At 56.1% G+C, this 25,771-nt stretch carries 27 protein-coding genes and 1 tRNA gene; 19 read left to right on the top strand and 9 right to left on the bottom strand.

Going from position 1 to position 25,771, the window contains the following annotated elements; translation table 11 throughout:
* Positions 1-369: 369 nt before the first annotated feature.
* From AC2VNM_RS02055 to AC2VNM_RS02070, 4 genes are read left to right on the top strand one after another with little or no spacing between them, the layout of a single operon-like run.
* A complete protein-coding gene (locus tag AC2VNM_RS02055) occupies positions 370-642 on the top strand; it encodes a superinfection immunity protein (protein WP_483165340.1) in 273 nt (90 codons plus the stop codon).
* A gap of 18 nt (positions 643-660) precedes the next feature.
* Positions 661-1,551 (top strand): phospholipase D-like domain-containing protein, encoded by an 891-nt coding sequence (locus AC2VNM_RS02060; protein ID WP_483165339.1) that lies wholly within the window; start codon positions 661-663, stop codon positions 1,549-1,551.
* Positions 1,552-1,594: 43 nt separating this feature from the next.
* Positions 1,595-1,909 carry an AI-2E family transporter gene (locus AC2VNM_RS02065; RefSeq protein WP_483165338.1) on the top strand — a complete coding sequence of 105 codons (315 nt, stop codon included), beginning with the start codon at positions 1,595-1,597 and terminating at the stop codon, positions 1,907-1,909.
* Positions 1,902-3,317: an MDR family MFS transporter gene (locus AC2VNM_RS02070; RefSeq protein ID WP_486912774.1), complete on the top strand. Its 1,416-nt coding sequence runs from the start codon at positions 1,902-1,904 to the stop codon at positions 3,315-3,317. Before AC2VNM_RS02065 ends, AC2VNM_RS02070 begins: the two co-directional genes overlap by 8 nt.
* A gap of 148 nt (positions 3,318-3,465) precedes the next feature.
* On the opposite strand, the gene AC2VNM_RS02075 is transcribed toward AC2VNM_RS02070, so the two are convergent.
* A complete protein-coding gene (locus AC2VNM_RS02075; protein WP_486912775.1) occupies positions 3,466-3,822 on the bottom strand; it encodes a transposase in 357 nt (118 codons plus the stop codon).
* 1,028 nt (positions 3,823-4,850) lie between these two features.
* On the opposite strand from AC2VNM_RS02075, the gene AC2VNM_RS02080 reads away from it, so the two are divergent.
* Entirely contained in the window at positions 4,851-5,309 is a 459-nt protein-coding gene (locus tag AC2VNM_RS02080; RefSeq protein ID WP_483167239.1) for a transglycosylase SLT domain-containing protein, read from the top strand.
* A gap of 221 nt (positions 5,310-5,530) precedes the next feature.
* Here AC2VNM_RS02080 and AC2VNM_RS02085 read toward each other — a convergent pair whose 3' ends face one another.
* On the bottom strand, positions 5,531-5,863 hold the full coding sequence (locus AC2VNM_RS02085; RefSeq protein ID WP_483165334.1) for a hypothetical protein: 333 nt from the start codon (positions 5,861-5,863) through the stop codon (positions 5,531-5,533).
* Between the two features lie 275 nt (positions 5,864-6,138).
* Here AC2VNM_RS02085 and AC2VNM_RS02090 point away from each other — a divergent pair, with 275 nt between their 5' ends.
* The gene (locus AC2VNM_RS02090; RefSeq protein ID WP_483165333.1) at positions 6,139-6,813 is read left to right on the top strand and encodes a hypothetical protein; all 675 of its coding nucleotides are present in this window, start codon (positions 6,139-6,141) and stop codon (positions 6,811-6,813) included.
* A 120-nt stretch (positions 6,814-6,933) separates the two neighbouring features.
* Here the strand turns inward: AC2VNM_RS02090 and AC2VNM_RS02095 are convergent, their stop codons facing one another.
* Positions 6,934-7,269, bottom strand: coding sequence for a hypothetical protein (locus tag AC2VNM_RS02095; protein ID WP_483165332.1), 336 nt, complete (start codon positions 7,267-7,269; stop codon positions 6,934-6,936).
* A gap of 285 nt (positions 7,270-7,554) precedes the next feature.
* Between AC2VNM_RS02095 and AC2VNM_RS02100 the strand changes: the two genes are divergently transcribed.
* The 4 genes from AC2VNM_RS02100 to AC2VNM_RS02115 all read left to right on the top strand — a co-directional run bounded on the left by AC2VNM_RS02100 (position 7,555) and on the right by AC2VNM_RS02115 (position 11,926).
* On the top strand, positions 7,555-8,460 hold the full coding sequence (locus AC2VNM_RS02100; protein WP_483165331.1) for an extracellular solute-binding protein: 906 nt from the start codon (positions 7,555-7,557) through the stop codon (positions 8,458-8,460).
* 110 nt (positions 8,461-8,570) lie between these two features.
* Positions 8,571-9,902, top strand: a complete 1,332-nt coding sequence (locus AC2VNM_RS02105) for an OprD family outer membrane porin (RefSeq protein ID WP_483165330.1) — start codon at positions 8,571-8,573, stop codon at positions 9,900-9,902.
* 277 nt (positions 9,903-10,179) lie between these two features.
* Positions 10,180-11,457, top strand: coding sequence for a hypothetical protein (locus AC2VNM_RS02110; protein WP_483165329.1), 1,278 nt, complete (start codon positions 10,180-10,182; stop codon positions 11,455-11,457).
* Between the two features lie 214 nt (positions 11,458-11,671).
* On the top strand, positions 11,672-11,926 hold the full coding sequence (locus tag AC2VNM_RS02115) for a hypothetical protein (protein WP_483165328.1): 255 nt from the start codon (positions 11,672-11,674) through the stop codon (positions 11,924-11,926).
* A gap of 9 nt (positions 11,927-11,935) precedes the next feature.
* Here the strand turns inward: AC2VNM_RS02115 and purT are convergent, their stop codons facing one another.
* Positions 11,936-13,129 carry a formate-dependent phosphoribosylglycinamide formyltransferase gene (purT, locus tag AC2VNM_RS02120; RefSeq protein WP_483165327.1) on the bottom strand — a complete coding sequence of 398 codons (1,194 nt, stop codon included), beginning with the start codon at positions 13,127-13,129 and terminating at the stop codon, positions 11,936-11,938.
* Between the two features lie 73 nt (positions 13,130-13,202).
* Between purT and gnd the strand changes: the two genes are divergently transcribed.
* From gnd to AC2VNM_RS02135, 3 genes are all read left to right on the top strand, one after another.
* Positions 13,203-14,126 (top strand): phosphogluconate dehydrogenase (NAD(+)-dependent, decarboxylating), encoded by a 924-nt coding sequence (gene gnd, locus AC2VNM_RS02125; RefSeq protein WP_483165326.1) that lies wholly within the window; start codon positions 13,203-13,205, stop codon positions 14,124-14,126.
* On the top strand, positions 14,123-15,589 hold the full coding sequence (gene zwf / locus AC2VNM_RS02130) for a glucose-6-phosphate dehydrogenase (protein ID WP_483165325.1): 1,467 nt from the start codon (positions 14,123-14,125) through the stop codon (positions 15,587-15,589). The genes gnd and zwf overlap by 4 nt, the downstream gene beginning before the upstream one ends.
* 203 nt (positions 15,590-15,792) lie before the next feature.
* Complete coding sequence (locus AC2VNM_RS02135) at positions 15,793-16,086, top strand: ArsR/SmtB family transcription factor (RefSeq protein ID WP_483165324.1); 294 nt, start codon at positions 15,793-15,795, stop codon at positions 16,084-16,086.
* A gap of 8 nt (positions 16,087-16,094) precedes the next feature.
* On the opposite strand, the gene AC2VNM_RS02140 is transcribed toward AC2VNM_RS02135, so the two are convergent.
* A complete protein-coding gene (locus tag AC2VNM_RS02140) occupies positions 16,095-17,408 on the bottom strand; it encodes an ATP-binding protein (protein ID WP_483165323.1) in 1,314 nt (437 codons plus the stop codon).
* A 13-nt stretch (positions 17,409-17,421) separates the two neighbouring features.
* Entirely contained in the window at positions 17,422-17,955 is a 534-nt protein-coding gene (locus AC2VNM_RS02145; RefSeq protein ID WP_483165322.1) for a TlpA family protein disulfide reductase, read from the bottom strand.
* A 281-nt stretch (positions 17,956-18,236) separates the two neighbouring features.
* On the opposite strand from AC2VNM_RS02145, the gene AC2VNM_RS02150 reads away from it, so the two are divergent.
* The 3 genes from AC2VNM_RS02150 (at position 18,237) to AC2VNM_RS02160 (ending at position 21,159) form a co-directional block, all read left to right on the top strand.
* Positions 18,237-19,709 carry a cytochrome ubiquinol oxidase subunit I gene (locus tag AC2VNM_RS02150; RefSeq protein WP_483165321.1) on the top strand — a complete coding sequence of 491 codons (1,473 nt, stop codon included), beginning with the start codon at positions 18,237-18,239 and terminating at the stop codon, positions 19,707-19,709.
* A 117-nt stretch (positions 19,710-19,826) separates the two neighbouring features.
* The gene (locus AC2VNM_RS02155) at positions 19,827-20,849 is read left to right on the top strand and encodes a cytochrome d ubiquinol oxidase subunit II (protein WP_483165391.1); all 1,023 of its coding nucleotides are present in this window, start codon (positions 19,827-19,829) and stop codon (positions 20,847-20,849) included.
* A 49-nt stretch (positions 20,850-20,898) separates the two neighbouring features.
* Positions 20,899-21,159: a hypothetical protein gene (locus AC2VNM_RS02160; RefSeq protein ID WP_483165320.1), complete on the top strand. Its 261-nt coding sequence runs from the start codon at positions 20,899-20,901 to the stop codon at positions 21,157-21,159.
* An 89-nt stretch (positions 21,160-21,248) separates the two neighbouring features.
* Here AC2VNM_RS02160 and AC2VNM_RS02165 read toward each other — a convergent pair whose 3' ends face one another.
* From AC2VNM_RS02165 to AC2VNM_RS02175, 3 genes are all read right to left on the bottom strand, one after another.
* Positions 21,249-22,862, bottom strand: coding sequence for a cation:proton antiporter (locus AC2VNM_RS02165; RefSeq protein ID WP_483165319.1), 1,614 nt, complete (start codon positions 22,860-22,862; stop codon positions 21,249-21,251).
* A gap of 29 nt (positions 22,863-22,891) precedes the next feature.
* Positions 22,892-23,560, bottom strand: a complete 669-nt coding sequence (locus AC2VNM_RS02170) for a 3'-5' exonuclease (protein ID WP_483165318.1) — start codon at positions 23,558-23,560, stop codon at positions 22,892-22,894.
* Positions 23,561-23,624: 64 nt separating this feature from the next.
* Positions 23,625-23,969: a winged helix-turn-helix transcriptional regulator gene (locus tag AC2VNM_RS02175; RefSeq protein WP_486912776.1), complete on the bottom strand. Its 345-nt coding sequence runs from the start codon at positions 23,967-23,969 to the stop codon at positions 23,625-23,627.
* 93 nt (positions 23,970-24,062) lie between these two features.
* Between AC2VNM_RS02175 and AC2VNM_RS02180 the strand changes: the two genes are divergently transcribed.
* The 3 genes from AC2VNM_RS02180 (at position 24,063) to AC2VNM_RS02190 (ending at position 25,762) form a co-directional block, all read left to right on the top strand.
* Positions 24,063-24,917 (top strand): pirin family protein, encoded by an 855-nt coding sequence (locus AC2VNM_RS02180; protein WP_483165317.1) that lies wholly within the window; start codon positions 24,063-24,065, stop codon positions 24,915-24,917.
* An 18-nt stretch (positions 24,918-24,935) separates the two neighbouring features.
* On the top strand, positions 24,936-25,538 hold the full coding sequence (wrbA, locus tag AC2VNM_RS02185; protein ID WP_483165316.1) for an NAD(P)H:quinone oxidoreductase: 603 nt from the start codon (positions 24,936-24,938) through the stop codon (positions 25,536-25,538).
* A 148-nt stretch (positions 25,539-25,686) separates the two neighbouring features.
* Positions 25,687-25,762, top strand: a tRNA-Asn gene (locus AC2VNM_RS02190).
* The last annotated feature ends 9 nt before the right edge of the window (positions 25,763-25,771 follow it).

Below are 25,771 nucleotides of genomic sequence, written 5' to 3' on the forward strand. Positions count from 1 at the left end.
TTTGTATGCGAATTATGCGAATTCGCATGCGATTGCAGGGGAATTTGTCACAGAGTGGCTAGTCCCTGCTTTGGGAGCAGTTTGGCAAATGAAGCGACGGCATCCATCTCTACGGTCACATCCATGGCAACACCGCACACTTTCTGGACGCTTGAATACGGGGTTAATTGTTGTCTGGGGTGTAGTAGAGTCAGTCACCCGGGGGAAAAAGTCCTGCCCTGGGTAGAACCCACTGCCGCCCCTACGGAAATTGGCCGGATTCTGTGCGCGGGAGTGGCCGGAGTACTGTATGTTGGGCTACTACAGGGATTGCCGCCTGTTTGCAGCAAGGCGAGAATCAGCTTGCATGGGAAAACAGGAGGTAGAACCGTGGAACATTGGCTGTTATCCACGTCTGCGGGGTCTGTGGTGTTCGTTGTCATTGGCCTTGTCGTGCTGATATTACTTTACCTTCTGCCCACCATCCTGGGGCTGGTTCTTGATGCACCACGACCGCTGCTGCTTTTGCTGGTCAATGGACTTCTCGGCTGGACAGTCCTTGTCTGGATCGGCTGCGTGGTCTGGGTGCTACTTCGGAGTCGTTCCGATGGCACCTTCGATGAAGAACTACCACGCAGAGATCGAGTAGAGCCCAGATTATAAAACTCTTTGGAGAACCGCATGTTATACGTTGAGCCCCAAGCCGGTCCCGCATCAGTCCTGCAGGTCATCGATTCAGCCCGGCATCAGGTTTCCGTGGGTGTCTATTACTTGTCCGATCGATCTATTTTGCGTGCATTGGAGAAAGCCAAACGGCGCGGCGTCGAAGTTCGCGTCATCATCGAAGGCAAACCCTACGATATGCGACCCTGGCAGGTAAAAAAGGAAGAGCGCAGAATAGAAAGCACCGGAGCGCAATTGCACCTGGCACCCTATCGCTTCACCAGCCACGGCGATCACTATGCCTTCTACCATGCCAAGTACGTCTGCAGTGGCCACGAGTGTGAGATTGGCACGGCCAACCTCGATTGGTCGGCATTCCACAAAAATCGGGAGTATCTCTATGTCACGCACAATCCTTCCGTGGTGCAGGCGGCCAACGCTGTTTTCAATGCCGACTGGAACAATCGTCGGGCACCGGACTTTGCGCACCGGGCACTTGTTCTTTCTCCTGGGACTTCTGCCGACCAACTACTCCAGGTCATCAATCAACCAGGGCCCATTGATATTGAATCCGAAGAACTCGGCCCCTATGCGCCGATCCTTGATGCCCTGGCGGCGAAGGGCGCGAACCTTCGATTGATCCTGCCGTCCAGCATCAATGAGGAGGACCAGCGGGATGTCGCTTTCCTGCGCGCGCACGGCTGTCAGGTGCGTCTCCTGCCGGTGAAACCGATCTACATGCACGCCAAAATGATCGTGGGCAACTCGATGGCCTTCATCGGCAGCGAAAACTTCACCCAGACCAGCCTGGAGGCAAACCGGGAAATGGGATTGCTGCTGAACGGTAGTAATTTGGGTAAGCTGCGGGCGCAGTTCAATGCGGATTGGGCACGATCTGGCAAGATGTAGAAATCCTTCGTCAGTGGCTTTTACCTCCAAATTGGGAGAGAGAATGCCGGGAAATCCAGCTGGGTTCCTGACTGAGCTGCGGCAGGCATTGCTCGATCATGGTGGAAACAAAACCCTGGACATGAGAGGAAAAGCGCGAGTTACTTCCTTTGCCGACAATCTGCTCAAGCCGCTTTTGATCGGCTGCACGGCTAGGATATCATCCACCCTGATCCTCCTCGGCCATCTGGCTGGCTTGTCCATGCTGGGAATACTGGGCGTGTTTGTGGGGCCTATACTCATGGGCATGGGACAGAGCAAGTTAGAAACCTTGCTGAAAACAGCAAGTAGCAACGGAGACCACCCAGGAAATGGCTGATACTTCCACGTATCGATTGAGTTTTACCCAAAAAAGTATGTTTCTGGCTGTACTTTCAGCCATTTTTTTGGCTGCCATGGATCAGACGGTGGTAGCCACCGCATTACCCACCATTGCCAAACAACTGCATGCGCTGGCGCACTTGCCGTGGGTGATTACGGCGTATCTTCTGGCGTCCACCGTCATGTTACCGATTTACGGAAAAATGGGGGATCTCCTGGGCCGCAAATCAGTTCTGATTTTTGCGGTAGGCGCGTTTTTGGCGGGATCAGCCCTTTCTGGTGCCGCATGGAATCTGGATACGCTGGTTCTGTTCCGGGGTTTACAAGGCTTAGGCGGCGGCGGGATTCTGGTCAGTGCCATTGCCAGCATTTCCGATTTCATTCCACTCGAACAGCGTGGCAAATATCAAGGACTCGTCGGTGCAGCCTTTGGTTTGGCAACCTTGGTAGGACCGCTGCTCGGTGGTTTTGTGGTCGAACAATGGGGATGGCGCTGGATCTTTTACCTCAACCTTCCCTTTGGCTTGTTCTGCCTCTCGGTTATCCAATGGGCGTTTCCCAAGGTTGATCACCGTTCGGTATCTTTTGATTGGGCTGGTTCTGTTTCATTGGTTGTTGGATTGACGGCGTTAATTCTCTTCGTTGATCTTCCGAGCGGGATCTTCCGGTATGGAATCGGAATATTGTTTTTACTGACGTTGCTGGTTTTGACGCAGTGGAGTGCAAAACACCCGGAGCCGATTTTTCCCCTACAGTTTTTTCGGCACCGCACCTTTACAGCCAGTGTGATCGTTTCCTTCTTCGTTGGCATTTCCATGTTGGGATCGATCAGCTTCCTGCCAACGTATTTCCAGGTAGTGCGTGAATTGACTCCAACGGAATCTGGATTGCAGATGCTTTTTCTCCTCGCCGGCATGTTATTCACCTCGATTACAAGTGGTCGCTGGATCAGCAAACACCAGCGATTCCGCTTTTTTCCGATTGTTGGAACCCTGCTCATAGCGATTTCGTTGGTTCTGTTGTCACGGATTTCGGTAGACACGCCGATAGGATTGATTGATGCATGTCTACTGCTGCTCGGTATCGGCTTGGGCTCGACCATGCAGGTCATGGTGCTGTCTGCCCAGTGGGCATTGCCGCACCGGCACCTGGGCGTAGCCACTTCCACCGTATCTCTGTTTCGCTCGATGGGAGGCACCTTGGGGGTTGCTGGCTTTGGCGCGGTCTTTACCCACTTCGTGGGCCATTCATCTCATGCGCATCCGGAGAAGATCGTGCTTGCTTTGCATTGGGATTTTATGGTCTCGGCTGTTTTGGTATTTTTTGGATTTCTGGCAGCCTGGAACCTTGAGGAACTGTCCGTGCTGAAGGAACGGCGAAAAACGGGAGCGAGTGATTTTTCATAAATCCTCACTCCCCTCAGAGTCGTGTGGCAAACGCACCCTCTTGCAAGTAGGAGAGAACATTCGTCGCTTTGCCTTTCGCCACAGCGCTCTCTCCTTCCAGAGTCCGGGATACTAGTGCCACCAGAAGCTGGCGGATTGGATAACAAGTTTACAGAAAGTAAGGCCATAATCTGATGGCGTAACGACAGGTTGGGTGGCGGAAGAATCCGGCGACGATGTGTGGCAGCTTTTGCAGGCGACGGAGCGCGGATAAGACCAGGAACTTGAGGTCGCCCTGGCTCTGGAGGATCTGCCTGCTTACCTGTTTCTTCACATGGTCCCAGACCAGTTCATCTGGGTTGAGTTGAGGTACATACGAGAACAAGTAGGAGAACTGCAATCGACCCTCCTGGGTAGCGACGAAGTCACCGACCAGTTTGGCCTTGTGGATGGCGTGGCCGTCTACAATGAGGAACACTGGGGCGCTGCTGGAGGTTAGCAGTCGATTCAGAGCAAAAACCGACATGCCGCATACCGAGCGCTATGTGGAGCAAAAACAAACATATTCGTGCATGAGTGAGTATTTGCAATGGTCCGGATTTGTTAATAATAGTTGTCCCAGGCTTCGGTCTGCGCGACTTTTTTGGGGACTATTACTCAAGACCTCGTACTATAGCGACGATCGATTGACTGGAATTGACCCTGACCTGAGTTGGCCTATCGACATTGGGTGGAGCAATTTCTGCCTGCTGCTGATAAACGCTAATGATCGGCAGCAGACTGAAAGCAGTCATTCAACGGGTTAAATAACGTCCCTTGAGATAGCGTCATTTCACGTCAATTTGAAACAAAAATGGCACTCTCCCTATTTTCCAATGTGCAACGAGGGGCGATCCTTCTTTGGCAGATTGTAATAGGCAACAGTTCCCGCGCCATTGAGTGCAATAAGAGCCAGACATCCGGAGAGCGGTATCAGCAAGAGAAGCACAATGGTGATTTGCAGTAGCCGACGCAATGTACGATGAAAAATCATCAGTTTCGCCTCGCTACTGTAGGTATCTGGCTACAGTCAGTCTTCGTATATTGGCCGCCTATTCCGCTGTTCATCGGGTAATTGTTGCATCTTTTATCTTGGCACGAAACATGCTGCGACTAAAGATGTCTCAACACGCAGGAGGGTACATCATGTCTTCTTTTACCAAATTGCGAGGTCTGGTGCGGCCTCAGTCTTCCATCACCTTCCGGATCAGCATCAATGGTCGCAAGGCTTGCCTTAATACCCAAGGTGTCAAGTAAAGATCCCAGAGATAGGGCTATAGACCCTATTCTTCACAAGCTGGCAGCAAATGTGCAGTCCGTTTTTGATCGCATCTGCGGGGAACCAGGCCTTACGATTCCCTCTTGCGCTCAGGATTGATCACCATGCGCCTGCGCAGACTTCGCCTACGGGATCAATTGATCCAGGGCCTTGTCCTGCTGCCACTTTGCTTTTTTCTCCCCCAATCCTTGCAATCCGCCCCGCCCGGTATCCCTATTGCGTTGCAATGGAAGGCTATGGTGTCGGAGCAGAATCAAGCGTGGCATCGCTTGGCAGGGTCCTTTGTAAGGCCAATCAGGCTGGCATCCCACAAGACTGGCCTTTCCCCAATGTTGCTGGCTGCCGTGGTCTATGTGGAGAGTCGAGGGCAGGCAGGAGCGGTCAGTGTTGCTGGGGCCATTGGCCCCATGCAGCTGATGCCGGCCACCGCATGGAAGGTTTTGCACGTCAACCCCTGGCAAACGCAACAGAACATTCTGGGTGGGGCGCAGTTTCTGCAAAACCTCCTCAAGCTCTTTCACGGAAACCTGACTATGGCTTTGGAGGCGTATAACGCCGGCCCCACCCGGGTAGCCTCGGGAGAACCGCTTCCACCATCTGCAGTCACCTATGCGAAAACCGTTGAAGCGTTTCTACGGCGGGCAGAGGTTGGAACCGCCTCGTCGCCGCAGAAACACATCCTCCATCAGTTGTAGTATCCGGGCGGCGGTGGCCCTGGGGGTGGTGGCGGAGGTGCGCCTGGCCCGGGCGGAGGGGGAGGCGGTGGTGGCCCATAGACTCCTCCTGGACCCGGCGGCGGTGGTGAAACTTCTGCGTAACATCCCGTGAGCCCCAGGCTCAACCCGAGGAGGGTCAAGCAACCAACTAGCCTCACGCCCTTGCGTTTGCGCCAATCGATGTTCATTCGCGTTCTCCTTCAATACCCATAGATCGAGCGGTCGTACTTTCGCTCTGCTTTGTACATCCTCTTGTAATATTTACGGTGCGCCTTCCAATAGCGATGTTCCGCCTTTCGTTGCCACTTTTCCCAGCGCCTCTCCTGTCGATACGCCCGCCAGGAATAGGCCGGACTGTAGCCATCGGTATACAGGCCCTCTCCTGCAGATTGTACCCAGACACCGGCAGGGGGTACTCCCAAAGCCAAACAGAGCGTATCGGCCCGCGCGCTGCTGAGACTTGTGGCGAAATAGGCCCAGAAGACCAACAGGATTCCCCAAAGAACGGTACGGCTGTAATGCTTGCTATTCATCGCTGCCTCCCATCGTATTGTTCAAATCAAAGCAGGAAAGATGCCAGTCAGTAAAGTCTGCCGCCGGGCTGCGAAACTCCCTACTCTTCAACGCCGAGATGCCTCTCTTTACACAGATCAATGGCCGATCTCGTCTCCTACAGGCGACACTTTTGGAGGAAATCACTGGAGGGCTTGACCGTCTCCTGCGGTATCCCTCGAAAATAAGGTGTATTTTTGTAGTTGGCACAAGGATTGCTGCGTTTGCTCACAAGCCGTGAAACAGGAGTGATCCCATGAAAAGAAATCGGTTGTTCGCAGTATTGATTGGCACTGGCCTGCTCGCTGCTACCGCAACGGCAGAGGCATCTATTTACTCCGTCATGAATCAGGTCGACGTGTCCGGCAATGTTCAGGGAACCACGAACCAGTATGGCAACACTGCCGGCGGCCTCGGCGTGCGGGGAAGCCTGTTTTCGAATGGACTTTTCGGTACCGCCAAGTATCGCCATCAATTCGGTCCCGCTTATCAAGGCTATACGGGCGGTGACAGTAACACCTTTGGCCTGAAAATCGGTTACCTTTTCCCAGCAAGCCCGATTCTCGCAGTCGGACCGTATCTGGGTTACGAATACAACCGCTTCTCGGAGAACGATGCCTACCTGAATTCGCAATCGTCTCAGAGTCTCGACAACCTTGGCGGTGGTTTGTACGCCGCAGCTTCCCTGCCTTTTGCGAACGTAACCGGGTATCTGGGATATCTGGGCGGTGTCTCGGAAACCAGTCACGTTACAGGGTTTCCGCCCCTGCGGTATAACCGATCCTCGAATCTGCTGCAGATGGGGGTGACTGCCTATTATCCTCTGGTAGCCAATCTGAATTTTTTTGTTGGCCTACACGATGACGACTTCACCCAAGCCGGCGCACCCAACCTGTTGCGTGGTACGGTCGGAATTGGGGCGGCGTTTTAAACATTTCGTAATGGAATAAGGAATCTTTCATGTTGCAGCCAGCAAAGAAAACCCTGATTTCACTGCTGCTCGCATCAGGGCTTGGTGTAGTCGCGGCGGCGCACGCTGACCCTTTGAACTTCAGTCTGGATTTAGGCGGACCGGGGTATGCCGTGGGTTTCTCCAATTACCCTCAGTACAGTTTCTGGGTGCCGCCTCCAGCGTATGTGGAATACTATCCACAGCCACTCTACGCACAGTATCTGATGTGGTACTACTATCCGCAGTATTACTATGGGTACTACACGGCGCCACCTCCTCCGCCACCGCCGGGAGCACCACCGCCACCTCCGCCACCAGCCGGTGCTCCGCCACCGCCACCGCCGGGAGCATATTTCGCGGGCTTAGGGGTTCCTCCACCACCGCCACCTCCGCCAGGGGCACCGCCGCCTCCGCCACCGGGAGGGCCACCACCAAGGTAGGTTCAAAAAATCGCCCCCGCTTCTCTGTCGACGCGGGGGCTTTGTCTTTAAAAGGAGATATGCCGAAATAGACAACAAGCTGGTGGACAACGGGATCACCCCAATTGACATCTTGCCGAGGTGGCGCAGCGAGCCCAAAACACAGCGAAAAAAGAGCTCCCACTAGACTAGATAACCAGGAGTTTGCCCAATTTTATAGGCCTATCGCTATATTCTAGTTTACATTTCGATCAAGGCTTTATATACTTATGAATATCATATTGTACTGGAGACTACGCCGATGAAAGTTCCTCGCAAAACCCCTCTTGCCGCCGCCCTCGTCTTGGGCCTTATCCTGCCCGTAGCTGCTAATGCCGAAACCATGCTCGCTGCCTTCGCCGGATCCATGGGGAATGTCATGAACCTGCATCTGGGCCCCGCCTTTGCCAAAAGCCATCACGTAGAATTCCGCGGCGAGGGCCAAGGGGCTTACGCTCTGGCGCATCTGATCGCTGGCCATCAGATCACACCTGACGTGTTCATATCTATCACTCCCGGCCCCATCGAAGTGCTGCAAAAGGCAGGGCTGGTCAAGACCGCCTACCCCGTCGCCAGTACCCAGATGGTCATCGCCTACAGTCCCAACAGCCCTTTCGCCAAGGACTTTGCCGCCGGCAAACCGTGGTACAAGGTACTACAGATGCCCGGTGCGACCTTTGGGCGCACCGACCCGAAGACCGACCCCCAGGGGCAGAACATCGTCTTCACCATGCAGTTGGCTGAGCGTTATTATCACCAGCCAGATCTAATGAAGAAGATCCTCGGCCCGATCGAAAACCCGCAGCAGATCTACACCGAGATGTCTCTTATGGCACGCCTCAAAAGCGGACAGATGGCGGCATCCTCGGGCTATCTGAGTGCGGTGAAGTCCCTGCATTTGCCCTACGTCAAACTGCCGGTCGAAATCAATTTGAGTGACCCTGCCTACGCGAAGTCCTGGTACGACAAGGCGAGCTTCAAGATCAATGTGGACGGCAAGGAAAAGACCGTCACACCGAAGCCCTTGGTCTTCTACGCTGCCGTACTCAAGAATGCTCCGAACTCGAAATTGGGTGAGGAATTCGTTGCCTTCCTGCGCAGTCCGGAAGGGCAGAAGATGTTCCGCGAAGACGGCTACAGCGCGCCCAAGGGTGAGCCTCTGAACTGATTCGCCAGCTCCCTACCAAGATCTGGTAAAGGGCCTGCTGGAAACCGCAGGCCTTCTTTCTCAGCATCGCTATATTTAATTGTATATCATATATAACAGGGAATTTGACCATGAAACGCAAAACCATCACCGCAGCCCTCCTGGCCAGCTGCGCCCTTGCGGGCAGCGCTCAAGCGGAAACCTTGAGTCAGTTCTTTGCCAAGAGCCAGATCGACGGCCAGATTCGCTCCTACTACTTCAGCCGCCTATATGGCACCCCCAACACCGTCAACGCCTATGCCTATTCCCTGGCTGGCCGGATCAATGTACTGACGGCGCCCTTCCTGTCGGGATTCCGCGTGGGCGTCAGCTTTTACACGGCGAATGCCATGGGCACGCTGGCAAGCAATCCAGCCCGGGTGGACAAGACCCTGATGGGAGATAAAAACTCCGTCAACGCCCTGGGTCAGGCTTACCTGGAATACCAGGACCACTGGCTCACCGCCAAGGTCGGTAACCAGCTCGTCGACACCCCCTGGCTCAATCGCGTGGGCGGGCGGGTCATTCCAGTCACCTATCAGGGTGTGACCCTTGCCGTGCACCCAGTATCCGGTCTGACCTTGGATGCACTGCGCGTCTTCCGCTGGAAGGATCGCACCAACGATCAGTTCACCCGCGACAACCTCTACTATTACGGCCCAAGCTACGGCGATTACCTCTATGGTGGCCCCAACGTCTTGCCGCAAAGCTACTCAGCGGAGCATCCGAGCAACGGTGTCCTGGCCTTTGGCGCCCAGTATCATTGGCACAGTGCCAAGACCCAGGCCTGGTTTTACCAGTTTGATCAGTTTGCCAACATGTTCTATTGGGACGGCAGTTACCGTTTGCCGGTTTCCGCTCCAGTACAGCCATTTGTGGCTGCCCAGTTTACCCGGGAATGGGGGGCGGGCGAGGCTTTTGCAAGTACCGGAACCACCCTATTCGGACAGCCTGGCCAAGGCGTCAATACCACCAGTTGGGGAGTCAAGGCGGGCATTCATTTTCCCCACGGTAGTCTCTGGTATGCATATGACAGCACCGAGCTACACGCCAATGCCCTGGGCGGCGGTGCCTTCGTCTCGCCCTACACCGTCGGCTATACGGCAGACCCTTTGTATGTAGACGCCATGATTCAGGGCTTGGTGGGGGTGGGACCAGGGCATGGCTGGCGGGTGCGCGCCGCGTACTGGCCAATCCCGAAGCAACTGCAACTCACCGCCGGCTATTCCCAGTTCAACACCTATTTTTCCGGTGACAGCAACTGGACCCACTTCAATGTGAGTTATTTCCCGCAAGGCATGTTCCGGGGCCTCTGCCTGCGGGATCAGGTCGAGGTGGGCAATGGCGGTGCGCCCGGACTGTATCCGGGCTCTGGTCAGCACTCCTTTGTCTACAACCGGGTGATGTTTACCTACAAGTTCTGAGTCATTTGCCGATAGAAACGTTGGTTGCCTTGATGATGGCGGCCACCGTGTCCCCCACCTGCACGTTCATCTCCCTTACATCCTGACATGCTCCCTTGCTGATATGCTCGCTCAAACATAGATCAACAAGTCCACCAACGACAAGGGCAGAGCGATTACCAGAAATAATTTCACCAATTATAAATAAGCATTGGCGTCCAGATATTGAACCACCTATTCTCTCTCATAAGAACAAAGAATTTATTTTCATGCAGAGAGAAGAAGAGAGGAGTGATCAATGAAAAAAATACCATTATTCATAGTCGGTCTGATGGCTCTACCAGCAATCAGCCATGGTCAGACGATTCAGCAGTTCCTGGAGAAGTCTACGGTCACGGGCAATATTCGCTCCTATTATTATAACCAGATGTTTGGCGGTGATGCCGTAGAAAACCGCTATGCCTATTCTCTTGGCGGTATGATCAAAGTACAGACGGCGCCTCTTTACGGTGTAAGCGCCGGGGTCGCGTTTTACACGGCCAATGATCTCGGGGCCAATGACACGAGCGGCGATCAGAAACGTCTGGACCCCTTACTGATGGGCTCCAGAACATCGTTGAATGTACTGGGGCAGGCCTATCTGCAATACCAGAATCCCTGGCTGAAGGTAGATGTTGGCAATTTGTTACTCAATACGCCGTGGATGGGACCCGCCGACGCTTTCATGATCCCCAATACCTATCAGGCGGTCACCGCAACTCTCCATCCCCTACCCGATCTGAGCATTATTGCGATTCGGGAATTTCGCTACAAAAATCGTATTCAAGCGGATTATCATCGGCAAACGCTACTCAACTACAACGCCCATTACAGTTACTTACCCGACAACAGCGACGGTACCCTTGCCTTTGGCATAAAGGGGCAGAAACTAGGGATAAAAGCAACGGCATGGTTCTACCGTTTCTATGACCTGACGAACATGTTCTATGGCACAGTGGGCTACACCACACCAGTTCTGTTTCAGCATTTTCAGCCATTTGCGGATTTCCAATACGCGCGGGAATGGGCCGACGGCGCCCAATTGGCAGGACCGGTGAACGCCACGGTGTATGGTGGCATGCTGGGCCTCAAGGCGCGGTTTGACGGTATGCACGGCAGTATTTTCGCAGCTTACAACCAGATCCCACAGCGGGCCACCACTCTTCCCAATGGCCAGACATTGATGAACGGCGGCTTCATTTCGCCTTTCACGCAACAATACAGTGCTGATCCCCTCTACACCAGCATCATGGACTACGGTCTCATTTCGGCGTCTGCATCTGGCCATGCCTGGAAAGCCGGATTCGTGTTCTTTCCCCTACCCAATCTTCGCTTCAAATATTCCTATAGCTGGTATCACACTGCACCTTTCTACCCCAACGTAGATGCCAACTATATTGATGTAACGTATACCCCAAGAGGATTCTGGAAAGGGCTGTCTCTGCGTAATCGTCTGGCCATTGATCACAGCAACCCGTTTGCCAATTATCATGGCACCTTCGTCGATGATCGTCTGATGTTACAATACAGTTTCTAAGAGAATATCTCCTCCTCCACATGGTGGCGTGTGGTTCTTGGCAGCGGTTTATCGCTGCCTTTTTTATTTGTCATTCATGGTTACATATTATTATCATAAAAAGTATTTTTGATTATTATTTGTAAAATAAAATACGGCAACAAAAGATTCTCTTTGCTTTACCAAGCGAACAAATGAAAAATTGTTTTACCCAATATCCATGGAGGTGATCATCATGAATCGCAAAGTAGTGAAACATTCTCTTATGGCGCTGATTATCCTGGCGGCACTGACGCAAATGGCACTAGCCGATATTACCGTCACTGCGCCAGAAGACACAGCAGATCCCCTGTTCACCCAACCGGTGCCACAAACTTGGCATTTCGGCTCGGGCGACAAGAAGGCCAGCGCATCCACAGCAATACCGGCACAAGAGCAAAACAGCGTCACCGTTACTGTGAAAACGCTTCCTCGCAGCAAAGCGCAATGAGGCTAACGCTTAAGCACGGGCGACGCGGATTTCTGCGGCCGCCCGTTCTGCCCGCTCGCGGGCGAGGTCGATGGTGTCTGCGCTGGCCAATGCCACCCCCAGGCGGCGCAACTTTTGCGCCTGCGGCTTACCAAACAACCGCAGATCGCTTTCGGGGACGGCCAGGGCAGTAGCGATTCCGCTGTACACCGGCCCCCAGCCGACTTCGCCGGCGCGAATGACGGCCGAGGCCGAGGGGCGGCGCAAGCCGGGGTCGAGAGGCAAATCCAGAATTGCGCGCAGGTGCAGCTCAAATTCGTTCTGGCGCTGGCTGATCAGCGTCACCATTCCGGTGTCGTGGGGACGGGGCGATAGTTCACTGAAATACACCTCCTCGCCGCGCACAAAAAATTCCACCCCGAAGATGCCGCGACCACCCAAGGCCTCCGTCACCTGCCGTGCCATCTCCTGCGCTGCAGCCAGCGCCTTATCGGACATACGCTGCGGCTGCCAGGATTCGACATAATCGCCCGCCTCCTGACGATGGCCAATGGGCGCACAAAAGACCGTTCCCGCCGCCCCCCGCACCGTCAGCAGGGTGATTTCAAAATCGAAATCGACAAAACCCTCGACAATGACCCGCTGGCCATGCACCCGCCCGGCGCTCTGCGCCTCCTCCCAAGCCGCGGGAATTTCATCGGCAGAGTGCAGTACCGACTGCCCCTTGCCACTGGATGACATCACCGGCTTGACGACGCAGGGGAAACCGATTTTCGCGCTGGCCTCCTGCAGCTCCGCCAAAGAAGCAGCGAAGGTATAGGGAGAAGTACGTAGGGAGAGTTCTTCGGCAGCAAGGCGACGGATGCCTTCGCGATCCATGGTCAGGCGCACCGCGCGCGCCGTGGGAATGACCGTCGCCAGACCTCTTTCTTCGATCTGCGCCAGGGCATGGGTAGCGATGGCCTCGATTTCCGGCACCACAAAATCTGGCCGCTCACGCGCTACCAGGGCCAGGATCGCGTTGGCATCGGTCATATCGATCACTTCGCTACGATGCGCCACCTGCATGGCGGGCGCATGGGCGTAGCGGTCGACGGCAATGGTCTCCACCCCGAGACGCTGGGCGGCGATGACGAACTCCTTCCCCAACTCACCGGCGCCCAGCAGCAGAATCCGTGTTGCCCCCGCTGCCAGCGGCGTACCCAAAGAAAATTCCATCGCCATCCGTCCTGATCCCTATGAGCTGACTATACTGAGAGCATAGCAGTGTCAGCGGGTGATCGTCAGGAGGTGAAATATGGCCGTAGGTAAGATCGGGATGGTGGGTTTGGGGCGTATGGGCGGCAATATGGCACGCCGTCTGCAGCGCGATGGTGCCGAGGTGGTCGCGTACAATCGCCATATCGAAAAGGCGCAGGCGCTGGCGCAGGAGACAGGGATGCAAGCCTCTAGCACCCTGCAGGAGCTGGTCGAACAACTCCCCGCCCCGCGCGTCGTGTGGCTGATGCTGCCTGCAGGCGCCCCGACCGCCGAGCACATTCACGAAATCTTGCCACTCCTTGCCACGGGCGACATCCTCGTCAACGGTGCCAACGCCTTTTATGGTGAGTCCATGGCACAGGCCAAGGAAGTCGAGGCCCATGGCGTAGAGTATGTGGATGCTGGCGTATCCGGCGGCGTTTGGGGCCTGCAGGAAGGCTACGCCCTGATGGTGGGCGGCAAGCCAGAAGCGGTGGCCAAGGTCGAACCCTTTCTGAAAATCCTTGCTCCTGGGCCTGATAAGGGATGGCTGCACTGCGGTCCGGTCGGCAGCGGGCATTTCGTGAAGATGGTCCACAACGGTATTGAATACGGCATGATGCAGGCCCTCGCCGAGGGCTTTGCCATCCTCCAGGGCAAGACAGAATTCGATCTGGATTTGGCCGCAGTGGCCGAGATGTGGCGCTATGGTAGCGTGGTACGCTCCTGGTTGCTGGATCTCACCGCCGCTACCCTGCACAAGGATCAGGTCTTGGCGGATATCGCCCCCATCGTTGCAGATTCCGGCGAAGGCTTGTGGACCGCGCAGGCGGCATTGCAACAAAAGATTCCCGCCCCGGTAATCACCCTCGCCCTGCAAATGCGCTGGGCCAGTCAGGGCAAGGATGACTATGCCACCAAGCTACTGGCCATGATGCGCAATCAATTTGGTGGTCACGCCGTAGTACGGGAGGCAAAATGAACGAAGACTGCATCTGTCAGTTTGTCATCTTCGGTGCCACCGGCGATCTCGCCTCACGTAAGCTTCTGCCCTCTCTCTATCACCTGCAATGCGCTGGCCTGCTTCCCGAAGAGCTGCAGATTCACGCCGTGGGCAGACGTCCCTGGGATGATTCCGGCTGGCTGGAATTTTTACGCGAACAACTGGAATCCTTTGCAGGCGACTTTCATCCAGAGCACTTCGAGAAATTTGCCGCCCGCTTTCATTATGTGCGGGGAGAACTGCACGAAGCCGATCTGTACCAACACCTTGCAAAACAATTGACCAAGGATGGCGCACAGCAGCCCGAACGCAGCATCTTTTATCTCGCCATCCGCCCGCAGGACTTCTTTACCGTGCTACAGAATCTCTCGGCTGCAGGCTTTCACCGCGATGGCGACTACCGCATCGTGATCGAAAAACCCTTTGGCAACGATCTAGAAAGCGCAATTCAGCTGAACGAGCAAATCCATCGTCATTTTCGGGAGGAACAGATCTACCGCATCGATCACTACCTGGGCAAAGAGATCGTACAAAATCTGTTGGTATTCCGTTTTGCCAATCTTCCCATCGAGGCCGTCTGGAATCGCAACTTCATCGATCACGTGCAAATTACCGTAGCCGAGGACCTAGGGGTAGAAAATCGCGCTGGTTATTATGATCAGGCAGGGGCCTTGCGCGATATGGTACAAAACCATCTGATGCAGATCCTCACCCTGGTGGCCATGGAGCCTCCGCCCTCCCTGGAGGCCGATGCCCTGCGCGACGAAAAGGTCAAGGTCCTGCGCTCCATCCGCCCGATTCCCAAGACGGCCATCCATGCCCACGCAATTCGCGCCCAGTATGGACCGGGCATCATCGACCATCAGCATGTGCCCGGATATGCCGACGAGCCGGGAGTGGCACCCAATTCCATTACCGAGACCTTCGTGGCCGCGAAATTCTACATCGACAACTGGCGCTGGCGTGGTGTCCCTTTCTATCTACGCACCGGTAAGCGCATGCCTACCAAGAGCTCCAGCGTCGCCATCCGTTTTCGTCATACCCCGCAGCAGCTCTTCCGCGAGACCCCCATCGACCGCATTGAGCCCAACTGGATTCTTCTATCGCTGGAGCCCGAGAGTCTGAAAATTGAGCTCCACGTCAAGGAACCGGGTCTGGAAATGCGCATCCGCCCTACCCAGCTCAATGCCAGTTATCGCCGCGATGGAGAAAAAGAACTGGATGCCTACGAGGCGCTGCTGCTCGACGTGCTGGAGGGAGACAAGGCCCTGTTTATTCGCTTTGATGAGGTCGAATGGGCATGGCGCGCTGTCGACCCCTTCATCAAGCGCTGGTCACGGGAGATGGATTACATCATCACCTACCCCGCGGGCACCTGGGGCCCGGAAGAGGCCACCCGTATCATGGATAAGGAAGATCAATTCTGGCGCAACCAATTGTGATCTGTCGCTGACCCACGACAGGGTCAGCACCTGCCCTCTGGGGGGGAAAGAGCCCCCACGCGCGGAAATGTAGCCGCGGATCGACAGGCGGACCACCAGAGAATTTCGTCTTTTATTATAAATCATATGGTTGCCATGGATTTTGCGGCCGGCACGGGTATTGCTGCAGGCCTTGGTACCCATCTCCACATGAGGCTATCGCCATGACCGAAACCGTTCTCGACGAAACAGAAATCTACCGCCTGGCGGGTGCCCTGCGCGCGCTCGCCCATCCTTTGCGCTACCACATGCTCTGCCTACTCAGCCGCGGCGAGATGAACCTGCAGCACCTTGCGCGAGCAGTGCACACCAGCCACAGCAATGCCGCCCAGCATCTTGCCCTGCTCCAGGCGCAGGGCCTGGTGATGATGCGCAAGGCAGCCACCCGGGTGTATTACCGGATCGCAGATCGCCGGACCCTCGATCTTCTTGCCAGAAGCCGTCAGGTGCTGGCCTGACCATACCATCATCGTAGCTTTGGCTCTGCGCGCAGCTCCCAGGAGAGTTCCGCGCAGAGTCCGCTCCCACCACCGCAGTTATAGAGACGTAACTGTAAGCCCTGCGCCTCGGCAATCTGCCGCGCAATTGCCAGGCCCAAACCGCTGCCTTCGCTGTGCCCCCGCGCGCTGTCCCCACGACTGAACGGCTCCAGTAACGCTTCCAGACGATCCTCTGGTATTCCGGGTCCGTCGTCACAGAACAGCAGCACCCCCCGTCCGTCGCGCTTGCGCAGGGTCACCTCCACCCGGTCGCCGGCATAGCGGCGCACATTATCCAACAGGTTGTCGAAGAGACGGCGCAACGCCTCGTAATCCCCTCGAAATGGATAACGGCGTGGCAAGCTTGCCTGCCATACGCCGCCGGCCCGAGTAAACGCCTCGCCCGTCACCTGCAGGAGTGCAACCAGGTCGAGATCGGCAATACGGGCGGAACTCCCCCGACCAATGGCAAGGGACTGCGCCAGCAGCTCAGTCATGCGCTGGGTATCCTCGGCCAGACCCTCGCGCAGCTCCCGTGGCGTGTCTTCCGGCAAGAATTCCAGCGCCATCTGGATACGGGTCAAGGGTGAGCGTAGATCATGGGAAATGCCGACCAGCAGCAGGGACTGGTGGTCGATCATCGCTTGCAGGCGGGTGCGCATACGCTCAAAGGCATCCAGGAGATCGTAGAATTCTTTGGCACCATTGGCCGGCAGCGACGGTAGGGGGGCATTCCATTTGCGCCGCAGGGCATCCGCCAGAACCGCCAGGGGTCGCAATACACGGCGTACCAGAATGATCGTCAACACCAGCAGAGACAGGGTCGAGATTCCCAGAATCGCCAGCAGACCGAGAGGCAACGTGGCGGTAAGGCGTCGACGTGCGAAATGCATCCAGACCGCTTGTCCGCGAGTGGGGATAGCAACCCAGAGGGTGCCTTTTGGGTCGTGCGCCGAAAATACCGGCACCGTTTTCCCCAAGCGTTTACGCAACACCTCGGACAAAATTTTTCCGTAAAGGTGGCTGCGGCTGCTGCCAATGTCAAAATCGGGCGGTGGCGCACCGATATAGATACCGTTATCGCGCGCGACGCGCTGCAAGAAAACGGTATGCTGCTCTGCCGGCAGTTGTTGATAGGTCTGGGCAGTCATGATCAACAGGCCGGCCAGATCTTCCGCAGAGCGCTGACCTAGGGGCAGCAGGACGGTAACGATGATGGAAAGCACGGAAAAAATCTGCAACGCGACAATACCCAGGGCCAGAGTCCCGGCAGTTTGGCGGAAGAGGCTCTTGCGCTGCATCAACGGTCTCCTCTCATATCCTGGCCCACAACAGGTGCCAAAGAATGACGGGTACCGCGCTGGCGCCGACATAGCGCCCGATGATTTGCCCTTTGGCATTCACCAGCAAGCTCGTGGGTGTCAGCAGCACCCCCCCCACCGCCTCGCTGGCGCCCTGCCCGCTTGCCAGGTAGACCGGGTAATTGATGCCGAACTCCCGCACGCGCGCCCGCACTGCACTGGCGCTACTGCCATCCACAGCAATCCCCACAATGCTGAATTTTTTGCCGCCAAGCCAGCTCTGCAACTGCACCAGAGCCGGGATCTCGGCCAGACAGGGCGGGCAATCCGGGGACCAGAAATTGATGAACAGGATTTGTTGCGGCGGCCTGGGCAGCGCAAGTACCTGTCCGGAGAGGGAGCGGACGCTGATGGGCGGCAGTTGCCGGGGGACTGCCAGCGCGGCGCTGCTGCCGCGCCATTGGGTGAAGTAATAGACTCCCGCGAGCAACACTATCCAGATCGCCAGCTCCAGCCAGAAACGTCTCTTGCGCAAAAATCGGAACACAGTTTCTCCTTGCCAGAAGCCGAGAAAATCGCACGAGTCACGCCGCCGGGCAAGCCTTGGAATGAAAATCTCCGACGGTAGATAATATAAAAATGTTTTTTTATACATATAGAAAACTTGTGGATATACCCCAGGAGATTGGGTGATATCCACCACATCTCCCCCGATGGAGGCAAAGATCAGGGACTTACTGACCGTTTCAGATGGTACAGCATTTGCTTATATAAATACGTACATTACTGTGTACTTTATGTTTACCAAAACTGACATAGGAGTGAGTCATGGTTTTAGAAAACACTTTGCCCGTGCTCCTCAGCCGTATGGACTTCGCCTGGATCACCTCCATGCACATCCTTTGGACACCGATGACCATTGGAATGTCGTGGCTGCTGTTTATTCTGGAAGTCGCTTGGCTGCGCACGGGCGATGAGCGATGGTACAAGCTCAACCGCTTCTTCGAGAAGATTCTCATCATTAACTTTGGCGCAGGTGTAGCGACCGGTGTCACCATGGAAATGGCCTTCGGTATCCTCTACGGGCCCTTCTCCCAGGCCGTTGGCCCCTTCTTCGGCAATATCCTGGGTTTCGAGACCATTACTGCCTTCATGTATGAGGCCGGCTTCATCGGCCTGATGGTCTTTGGCTGGGGCAAGATCAGTAAGGGGATGCATCTCTTTGCCACCTTCAATGTCGGTCTGTCCTCCAGTCTTTCGGCCATGTGGATTTTAGTGGCCAATTCCTGGATGCAGACCCCCAACGGCATCGTACTCAAAGATGGTCTCTTTCAGGTCACCAACTGGTGGCACGCCATCTTCAATGACAACTTTGTCTGGGGCTTCCCGCACATGTGGGTGGCGACGGTCGAGCTGGCCCTCTTCGTTTTTGCCAGCGTCAGCGCCTGGTTTATCCTCAAGAATCGCAACGCTGATCTCTTTACCAAGCTGCTCAAGCCAACTTTGCTGGCGCTACTGATCGTCACCCCCGTGCAGATCTGGTTGGGCGATTCCGTCGGCCGGGACGTGGCCATGACGCAACCGACCTCCCTGGCTGCCATGGAAGGGCACTACCACACCTACTTGCCGGACGGCAAAGTCAATACTGGCTGGCATCTGATTGCCTTTCCCAATGCCCAGAATGACGGCAACGTCTTTGCCATCACCATTCCGAATGTCTTGAGTCTGTTGGAAACCCACACCCTGAACGGTAAGGTCACGGGTATGGACCAGTTCCCGGCCAAAGATCGTCCGGATGTCTGGGTGCCTTTCTACTCCTTCCGCGTGATGGTGGCGATCGGCTTCTTCCTATTTTTTGTGGCGCTCTGGGGTAACTGGCTACGCCTGCGCGGCAAGCTCAATGCCGAATCGCTACGCAAGAATCCCTGGTTCCTGCGCGCGGTGGTCTTCTCGGGCTTTCTTCCCTACCTCGCCATCTGGTGTGGCTGGTGGACTCGGGAAATCGGCCGTCAGCCATGGGTGGTTTTCAACCTGATGCGGACCTATCAGGGCGTTAGCCACATGTCGCTCGGTCAGGAGGTCTTCTGGTTCGTTGGCTACATCATCTTCGAACTGACCGTGTGGTCGGGGGCCTGGTACTTCTTCAGTCGCGTCATTGCCAAGGGTGTGGACAACATTCCGCACTCCGACACCCTCTTCACCCATCACAATGAAGAAGGTAGCCACGAGGAGGAGAAGGCGGGCGGGGGTTTTGCCAAGCCGACCTTTGCCAGCAAGCCGATGCTCGATAAGAGCCGGTAAATCCATGAGCCGGGGTGCAACCCCGGCCTTGCCACGGAGACATTCCACATGTTTTTTCAAGACGTATCCAGGATCGTCGGCGCACTATCCACCTGGTGGTGGCTGATTCTGTGTCTGATGTTTCTTTTGTATATCGCCCTTGACGGGGCAGATTTGGGTGCCGGCATCTTTGCACTGTTTTCGCCGGATGAAGAGGAACGTGGTGCCATCATGGCTTCCATGGCAGGTTTTTGGGATGGTAACGAAACCTGGCTGGTCGTCGCTGGCGGTATCTTGTTCGGCGCCTTTCCATCCGTTTACGGGAGCGCCTTCAACTACCTACTGATTCCTCTCGCCTTTGCCCTGTGGGGTATCATTTCGCGCGCCATTGCGTTTGAGTTTCATGTGCATGCCATCGGTTCCAAGCGCTTCTGGGGTTGGATGTTTGCATTTGGAAGTGTGCTCGCTCCTTTTGGTGCTGGTGTGGCATTGGGCGGCGCCCTGCAAGGATTCCCTATGGCGCACCACATCGCTGCCGAAGGGGTGGCAGGTGCCCACGCCAATGCCTTCGACGCCGTTCCCCACTACGCCGGCGGGCCGTTTACCTTTCTGAGTCCCTTCAGCATCTGGACCGGCTTTGGTGCGGTCATTGCTGCGAGTCTCGCCGGGGGTTTGTATCTCTGTGCCCGATTCGTTCCTGGCGATGTCATTCACGAGCGCGCCAAGAAATGGACCAATGCCTTCTCGATGATCGCTCTGGCAGCGATCGTCATCACCTTGGTCTGGTCCTATGCCATCTTCCCGTGGGCAGCCGCCAAATGGACCGGCGCCAATTGGTGGGTATGGCTGATCTGGATTCTGGTGATCCTGGGCTTTGCCTATATGTCGATGACAGCGCACGCTGCCTCGCGTGACTTTGTCGCGCTGCTTTGGGGCGAGGGCGTGGTTGCCCTGATGTGGTTTGCCATGTGGGCAACCATGTTCCCGTACATCGTCCCGCATACCTGGGGCATTCAAGAGGCATCGAATCCGGCAGACTCCCTGGCAGTGTTCACCCTCTTCATGACTGGCTTTGTGCCCATCATGATTCTGTACAACTGGTACCAGATCTGGGTATTCCGCGGTCGCTACACCAAAAAAGCGATGTACGCAGGTCACTGATGACTAGAGGCCCCGTTTTTCGGGGCCCCTTTTACTCTGGAGTAACGAGATGAATATCAAACAACATCCGGCTGCCCTAAGCCCGGCTGCCACGCCGCCCACGGATTTACAGCAGGCCCTCGAGGCGCTAGAGGAAAAACAGGATCTGGTACAGGAAAAATTGCGGGAACTACTCGGTAGTATCAATCACGCCCATCCCGACGAGATCATGGACCAGGTACTCATCCTCGACCGCGAGCTGCGCAAATACCAACGCTTTTTTCATATTCTCAAAAGTCACTTCATCGATCAGCGACCTTCTGCAAGCTGAAGGGGGAGCACCTGTACCCCCTCCAAAAACCCATGGAGCGCCAGTAGAGGGATCGTCTGGGCATCTATGGGAGAGGCCCATGCAACGTCTCACTCTTTCAGCGGAAGATCCTGAGCGTCTTCGCTCGCCCGTTGAAAAGCCCTGGCAGGCGCCGATTCCAGCTCCAGCAGCTGCGCATCGACATCCGCAAGCAACTCCTCGGCACCAGCTTCATTCAGTAACCCCTCTTGCCGCGCATCCAGAATTTTCTGCTTGCGTTGCAGCAGCAGGCGTCGATACAGGCGAACATAGTCGCGCTGACGAATCCAGTCATTGTCGACCTCCTCCTGCGCTAGCGTCTCTTGTATCTGCACACGCTCCTGAGAAAATTGCCGTTGCAATAGCTGTAGTACCTTTGGGTCGCGCAAAGCCTGCTGTTCCAAGGCCTTCAGCTCGTTGAGGTCGTGCTCGGCGAGGGCCAGACGCAAGCGGTTCCTCTCAAAGTTTTCATTGTCGTTCTTGCCCGCGAGGACGCCAAAGAGGCGTCCCAACGGCGAGATGCTCAGCCCCTGCACGAGAATCGTCAGCAACACCACGCCAAAAACCAGGTTGATGAGTAGATCGCGGGAAGGGAACTCCATCGGCAGACTGAGTGCCAGGACCATCGATAGCGCCCCGCGAATTCCGCCCCAGAGCAGGATGAAGTTCCAGTTGAGAGGGATCCGCGCGCGGGTGGGTCGCAGAATGGCGCCCATACCATAGACCACCACGGCGCGTGCCACCGTGACTGCTAGGTAGGCGGCGAGAACCAGCGCCCAGATCTTCAACAAATCCTGAAGATGAATGGTCAGGCCCACCAACAAAAAGATCAGGGAATTGAGGACAAAGCCGAGATATTCCCAAAAGGTATTTACCGCCATGCGCACCGAGGCGCTCATACCTCGCTGGGCGGCATAATTGCCACAGAGTAAACCCGCCACCACGGTGGCGATGACACCAGAAAAATCCAGTTGGGTGGCCAACAGAAAACTGCCGTAAGCCGCCAGGATGGTGATGGTAATCTCTACCATACCGTCGTTTACCCGCTTGATGACTTCCGAGCTCAGCCAACCGATGATCAGGCCCAGCAAGGCTCCACCACCGACCATGGTGACAAATTCCAGTCCCAGAGCAGGAAGGCTAACGCCTTTACCCAATGCAATGCCCAGAAAAAGCGTAAAAAAGACGATGGCGGTGCCGTCATTGAGCAGACTTTCACTTTCAATCAAAAAGGTCAGCCGCGCCGGCGCCCCGAGCTGGCGAAAAATGGAAACCACCGAAATCGGATCGGTGGCAGCGACCGCGGCACCGAAAACCAACGCCACGCCCAGGCTCAGATTCATGCCGGCCAAATGGGGAAGATAGGGATATACCGCCAAAAAAACATAGGCAGTTACAATCATCGACAGAAAAACGCCCGGGACGGCCAAACCGAAAATCGCGAGGCGATCTCGCCAAAGGGTACTTGCAGACAGGTGATAGGCAGATTCGAAAATCAGACCGGGCAGGAAGATGCTGAACACCAGATCATGGGTCAGCACCGGGGTCTGGAACAGACGCAGACTTCCCAGCAGCAGCCCACCCAATACCAAGGCAACGGTATAGGGCAGGCGCAGGCGATTGGCGATCACTGCCAGCAAAGAGGCGGCCACAAAGAGCAGAAGTACTGCACTCTCGGGTATCACGAAAGTCCCCGGGTCAAAGAGAAGTGAGACTAGGCCGCCCCCTCCAGGGCCTTGCGCAGGTACGGATCCATATCGGTGAGGTTATTCAATGCCCAACGCCGATAATCATCCGGCAGATCACAAATTTTGACGCCCTTGTGCTTGCCAAAGGGCATGGTATCAGGAATGCGGGCGCGCTCGCTGAACTCCCACAACGCCTCCCAACTGGCGGGCCGCACCGCCAAGATGATCCGGTTGAGGATGACCCGACAAAACTTCACGTCGGCAAGCGCAGAATGGGCATTTTTGAGGTTTTCCCGGGTTTTGTTGCGGTCCTTGCTGAAGTGATACAGCAAGGCAGACTGGGAGAAGCTGTCGATATCCGGCCACAGCCGGCGGCTCATGGCGTAGGTGCAGATGCGCTTTACCTCGGGCCGACCTGCCACCTCCCAGTCGAAATCGATACTGTGCCCCACCAGATACTCGGTATCGGCGGGCAACTGGAAGCTGCTTGCCGGTGGGCAATCAGCCAGATCTTCATCGAGGATGTGATGCACCGCAATGGCACCCAGCTCGATTTTCTTTTCCGGACGGTAGCGTTGCACGAATTGCTCTTCCACCTCCAGGGTACGCAGGTCATTTACCCGCAACCACGCTGCCTCAATCAGTTGCGGCGCGTTGCGCCCGGTGGTTTCCGTATCAAAAATCAACGCTGCCATACTCTCACCCTATCCGAAATCAACGAGCAGGGTATCGACTCCCCGTCCCCCTCGCAAGAGGAGTTTATCGAGACGTGGCGACAAATCCCTCAGTCGCCCACTTCCGCGCCAGGACGTCGAGCCCATCCAGTACCACTCCCAATTCCCGGCCACGTTCGGTCAGGCCATAGCTGACCTCCGGTGGAACGGTGGGACGATAATCGCGGTAGATAATTCCTGCTTCTTCCAGCAAGCGGAGACGCTCAGTCAGCATACGCGCCGAAATCTTTCCTACAGCACGTTGTAGGGCGCCAAAACGCAGCGGTCCCTGATTGCGCAGGGTCCAAAGGATATAAGTGGTCCACGGCCCCATGAGAAGCCGCAACAAGCTGTCCATAGGGCAGGAACTTTCCTGAATGGTCTTTCTCATAGTTACTAATCAGTACCTACTTTACAAAAATATGTATTACCATAATATGCAAAGTCGGTACTACGCGCAAAACTGTGCAAGGAGTCCGACACCATGAGCATTTCCCAGCCTTCTGCCCAGAGCCGAGGCGTCGAGAGCGTCATCGCCGGGCGCGTCACCAGTGACGGCGCCGGGGTCAAACTCACCCGTCTCTTCGAGCGTTCGCTGCAAAAGCGGCTCGACCCTTTCCTCATGCTCGACGCCTTTGGCAGCGATGAGCCCGACGATTATATCGCGGGTTTTCCCGACCACCCGCATCGCGGCTTCGAGACCATCACCTATATGCTGGCTGGCCGCATGCTGCATCGCGACAGCGCCGGACACGAGGGCCTGCTGGAGAGTGGCGGGGTGCAGTGGATGACAGCGGGCAGAGGGGTGATTCACTCCGAAATTCCGCAGCAGGCCGAGGGACGGATGGCCGGCTTTCAGCTTTGGCTGAATCTGCCCGCCGCGGACAAACTCTGCGCGCCATGGTATCGGGACTTTCAGGCCGCAGATCTGCCGCGCGGTGTAGATGCCCAGGGCAACCACTGGACAGTCATTGCCGGCAGTAGTCATGGCGTGCAGGGTGCCGTACAACGGGCGCAGACAGAACCCTTGATCATCGACCTCGAATTAGCCGCGGGGGCAAGCTTCTGGCAGGAGTTGTCCCCCAGTCACCACGCCTTTGTCGTGCCCTATGAGGGGGAGGTGCAGATCGGCGCGCACAAAGTCCCGGTGCAGCATTTGGCTATTCTGGACGATGCCGGCTCTGGCGTTGCGCTGTCCGCGTCGAGCGCCAGCCGAGTCTTGCTGGTCGCAGGGCGACCGTTGGGGGAACCCATTGCCCAATATGGGCCTTTCGTGATGAATACCGAGGAGCAAATTCAGCAAGCGGTAACGGACTATCGGGCCGGACAACTGGCGTAATGGAAAAAGGAGTCGGAGATGAGCAAAATTTTGGTGCTGTATCATAGCCTGTGGGGACACGTAGAGCAGTTGGCCGAAGCAGAAGCAGAGGGTGCGCGCTCGGTGCCTGGCGTGGAGGTGATAATCAAGCGCGTGCCGGAGACCCTGGATGCGGAAAAGCAGACGGTCATGCACGTCAAGGCGCAAAGCGCGCCAGAAGCGCACCCCCATGAATTGGGGGACTACGATGCCATCCTCTTTGGCACCCCCACCCGCTTTGGCAACATGAGTGGCCAAATGCGGAATTTTCTGGATCGCACCGGCGGTCTCTGGCAACAAGGCGCCCTGGTGGGCAAAGTCGGCAGCGTGTTTGTCAGTACCGCTACGCAGCATGGCGGTCAGGAAAGCACCATCCTCAGTTTTCATCCTTTCCTCTTCCATCAGGGGATGATCGTCGTGGGCGTGCCCTATACCTGCCCTGAGCTGACCAACATGGAGGAGATCAGCGGCGGCACTCCCTATGGGGCCAGCACCCTCGCCAAAAGCGATGGTAGCCGCCAACCCTCGGCCAACGAGCTGGCCATTGCCCGCTTCCAGGGAAAACACGTGGCAGAGATCACCCAGAAACTCTTTCCGTCCTGAGCTGCACGCCCAGGAGCAACCCGGGGGCAGCCGACCTGCCTCCGGCAACCTCCTCGTACACCGCAAAGAGGACATTACGCCTTTGGGCTAGCAGACGCATACAGCTGGTTGACGCAAACGCCATCCATCGCTATCCTACGCGAACTTTTCCCCGGTAGCTCAGTCGGTAGAGCGGGTGACTGTTAATCACTAGGTCGGCAGTTCGAGCCTGTCCCGGGGAGCCAAATAAAACA

The sequence above is a fragment of the Acidithiobacillus sp. TH-A67 genome (assembly GCF_057473545.1).

Bases quoted from the DNA above. Each gene is read 5' to 3' on its own strand.
- AC2VNM_RS02080 (WP_483167239.1), top strand. From the start codon at position 4,851: ATGGTGTCGGAGCAGAATCAAGCGTGGCATCGCTTGGCAGGGTCCTTT.
- AC2VNM_RS02110 (WP_483165329.1), top strand. From the start codon at position 10,180: ATGAAAAAAATACCATTATTCATAGTCGGTCTGATGGCTCTACCAGCA.
- zwf (WP_483165325.1), top strand. From the start codon at position 14,123: ATGAACGAAGACTGCATCTGTCAGTTTGTCATCTTCGGTGCCACCGGC.
- AC2VNM_RS02115 (WP_483165328.1), top strand. From the start codon at position 11,672: ATGAATCGCAAAGTAGTGAAACATTCTCTTATGGCGCTGATTATCCTG.
- AC2VNM_RS02170 (WP_483165318.1), bottom strand. From the start codon at position 23,560: ATGGCAGCGTTGATTTTTGATACGGAAACCACCGGGCGCAACGCGCCG.
- AC2VNM_RS02105 (WP_483165330.1), top strand. From the start codon at position 8,571: ATGAAACGCAAAACCATCACCGCAGCCCTCCTGGCCAGCTGCGCCCTT.
- AC2VNM_RS02155 (WP_483165391.1), top strand. From the start codon at position 19,827: ATGTTTCTTTTGTATATCGCCCTTGACGGGGCAGATTTGGGTGCCGGC.
- AC2VNM_RS02065 (WP_483165338.1), top strand. From the start codon at position 1,595: ATGCCGGGAAATCCAGCTGGGTTCCTGACTGAGCTGCGGCAGGCATTG.
- AC2VNM_RS02160 (WP_483165320.1), top strand. From the start codon at position 20,899: ATGAATATCAAACAACATCCGGCTGCCCTAAGCCCGGCTGCCACGCCG.
- AC2VNM_RS02090 (WP_483165333.1), top strand. From the start codon at position 6,139: ATGAAAAGAAATCGGTTGTTCGCAGTATTGATTGGCACTGGCCTGCTC.
- gnd (WP_483165326.1), top strand. From the start codon at position 13,203: ATGGCCGTAGGTAAGATCGGGATGGTGGGTTTGGGGCGTATGGGCGGC.
- AC2VNM_RS02150 (WP_483165321.1), top strand. From the start codon at position 18,237: ATGGTTTTAGAAAACACTTTGCCCGTGCTCCTCAGCCGTATGGACTTC.
- AC2VNM_RS02075 (WP_486912775.1), bottom strand. From the start codon at position 3,822: ATGTCGGTTTTTGCTCTGAATCGACTGCTAACCTCCAGCAGCGCCCCA.
- AC2VNM_RS02060 (WP_483165339.1), top strand. From the start codon at position 661: ATGTTATACGTTGAGCCCCAAGCCGGTCCCGCATCAGTCCTGCAGGTC.
- AC2VNM_RS02100 (WP_483165331.1), top strand. From the start codon at position 7,555: ATGAAAGTTCCTCGCAAAACCCCTCTTGCCGCCGCCCTCGTCTTGGGC.
- AC2VNM_RS02140 (WP_483165323.1), bottom strand. From the start codon at position 17,408: ATGCAGCGCAAGAGCCTCTTCCGCCAAACTGCCGGGACTCTGGCCCTG.
- AC2VNM_RS02175 (WP_486912776.1), bottom strand. From the start codon at position 23,969: ATGAGAAAGACCATTCAGGAAAGTTCCTGCCCTATGGACAGCTTGTTG.
- AC2VNM_RS02070 (WP_486912774.1), top strand. From the start codon at position 1,902: ATGGCTGATACTTCCACGTATCGATTGAGTTTTACCCAAAAAAGTATG.
- wrbA (WP_483165316.1), top strand. From the start codon at position 24,936: ATGAGCAAAATTTTGGTGCTGTATCATAGCCTGTGGGGACACGTAGAG.
- AC2VNM_RS02135 (WP_483165324.1), top strand. From the start codon at position 15,793: ATGACCGAAACCGTTCTCGACGAAACAGAAATCTACCGCCTGGCGGGT.
- purT (WP_483165327.1), bottom strand. From the start codon at position 13,129: ATGGCGATGGAATTTTCTTTGGGTACGCCGCTGGCAGCGGGGGCAACA.
- AC2VNM_RS02085 (WP_483165334.1), bottom strand. From the start codon at position 5,863: ATGAATAGCAAGCATTACAGCCGTACCGTTCTTTGGGGAATCCTGTTG.
- AC2VNM_RS02180 (WP_483165317.1), top strand. From the start codon at position 24,063: ATGAGCATTTCCCAGCCTTCTGCCCAGAGCCGAGGCGTCGAGAGCGTC.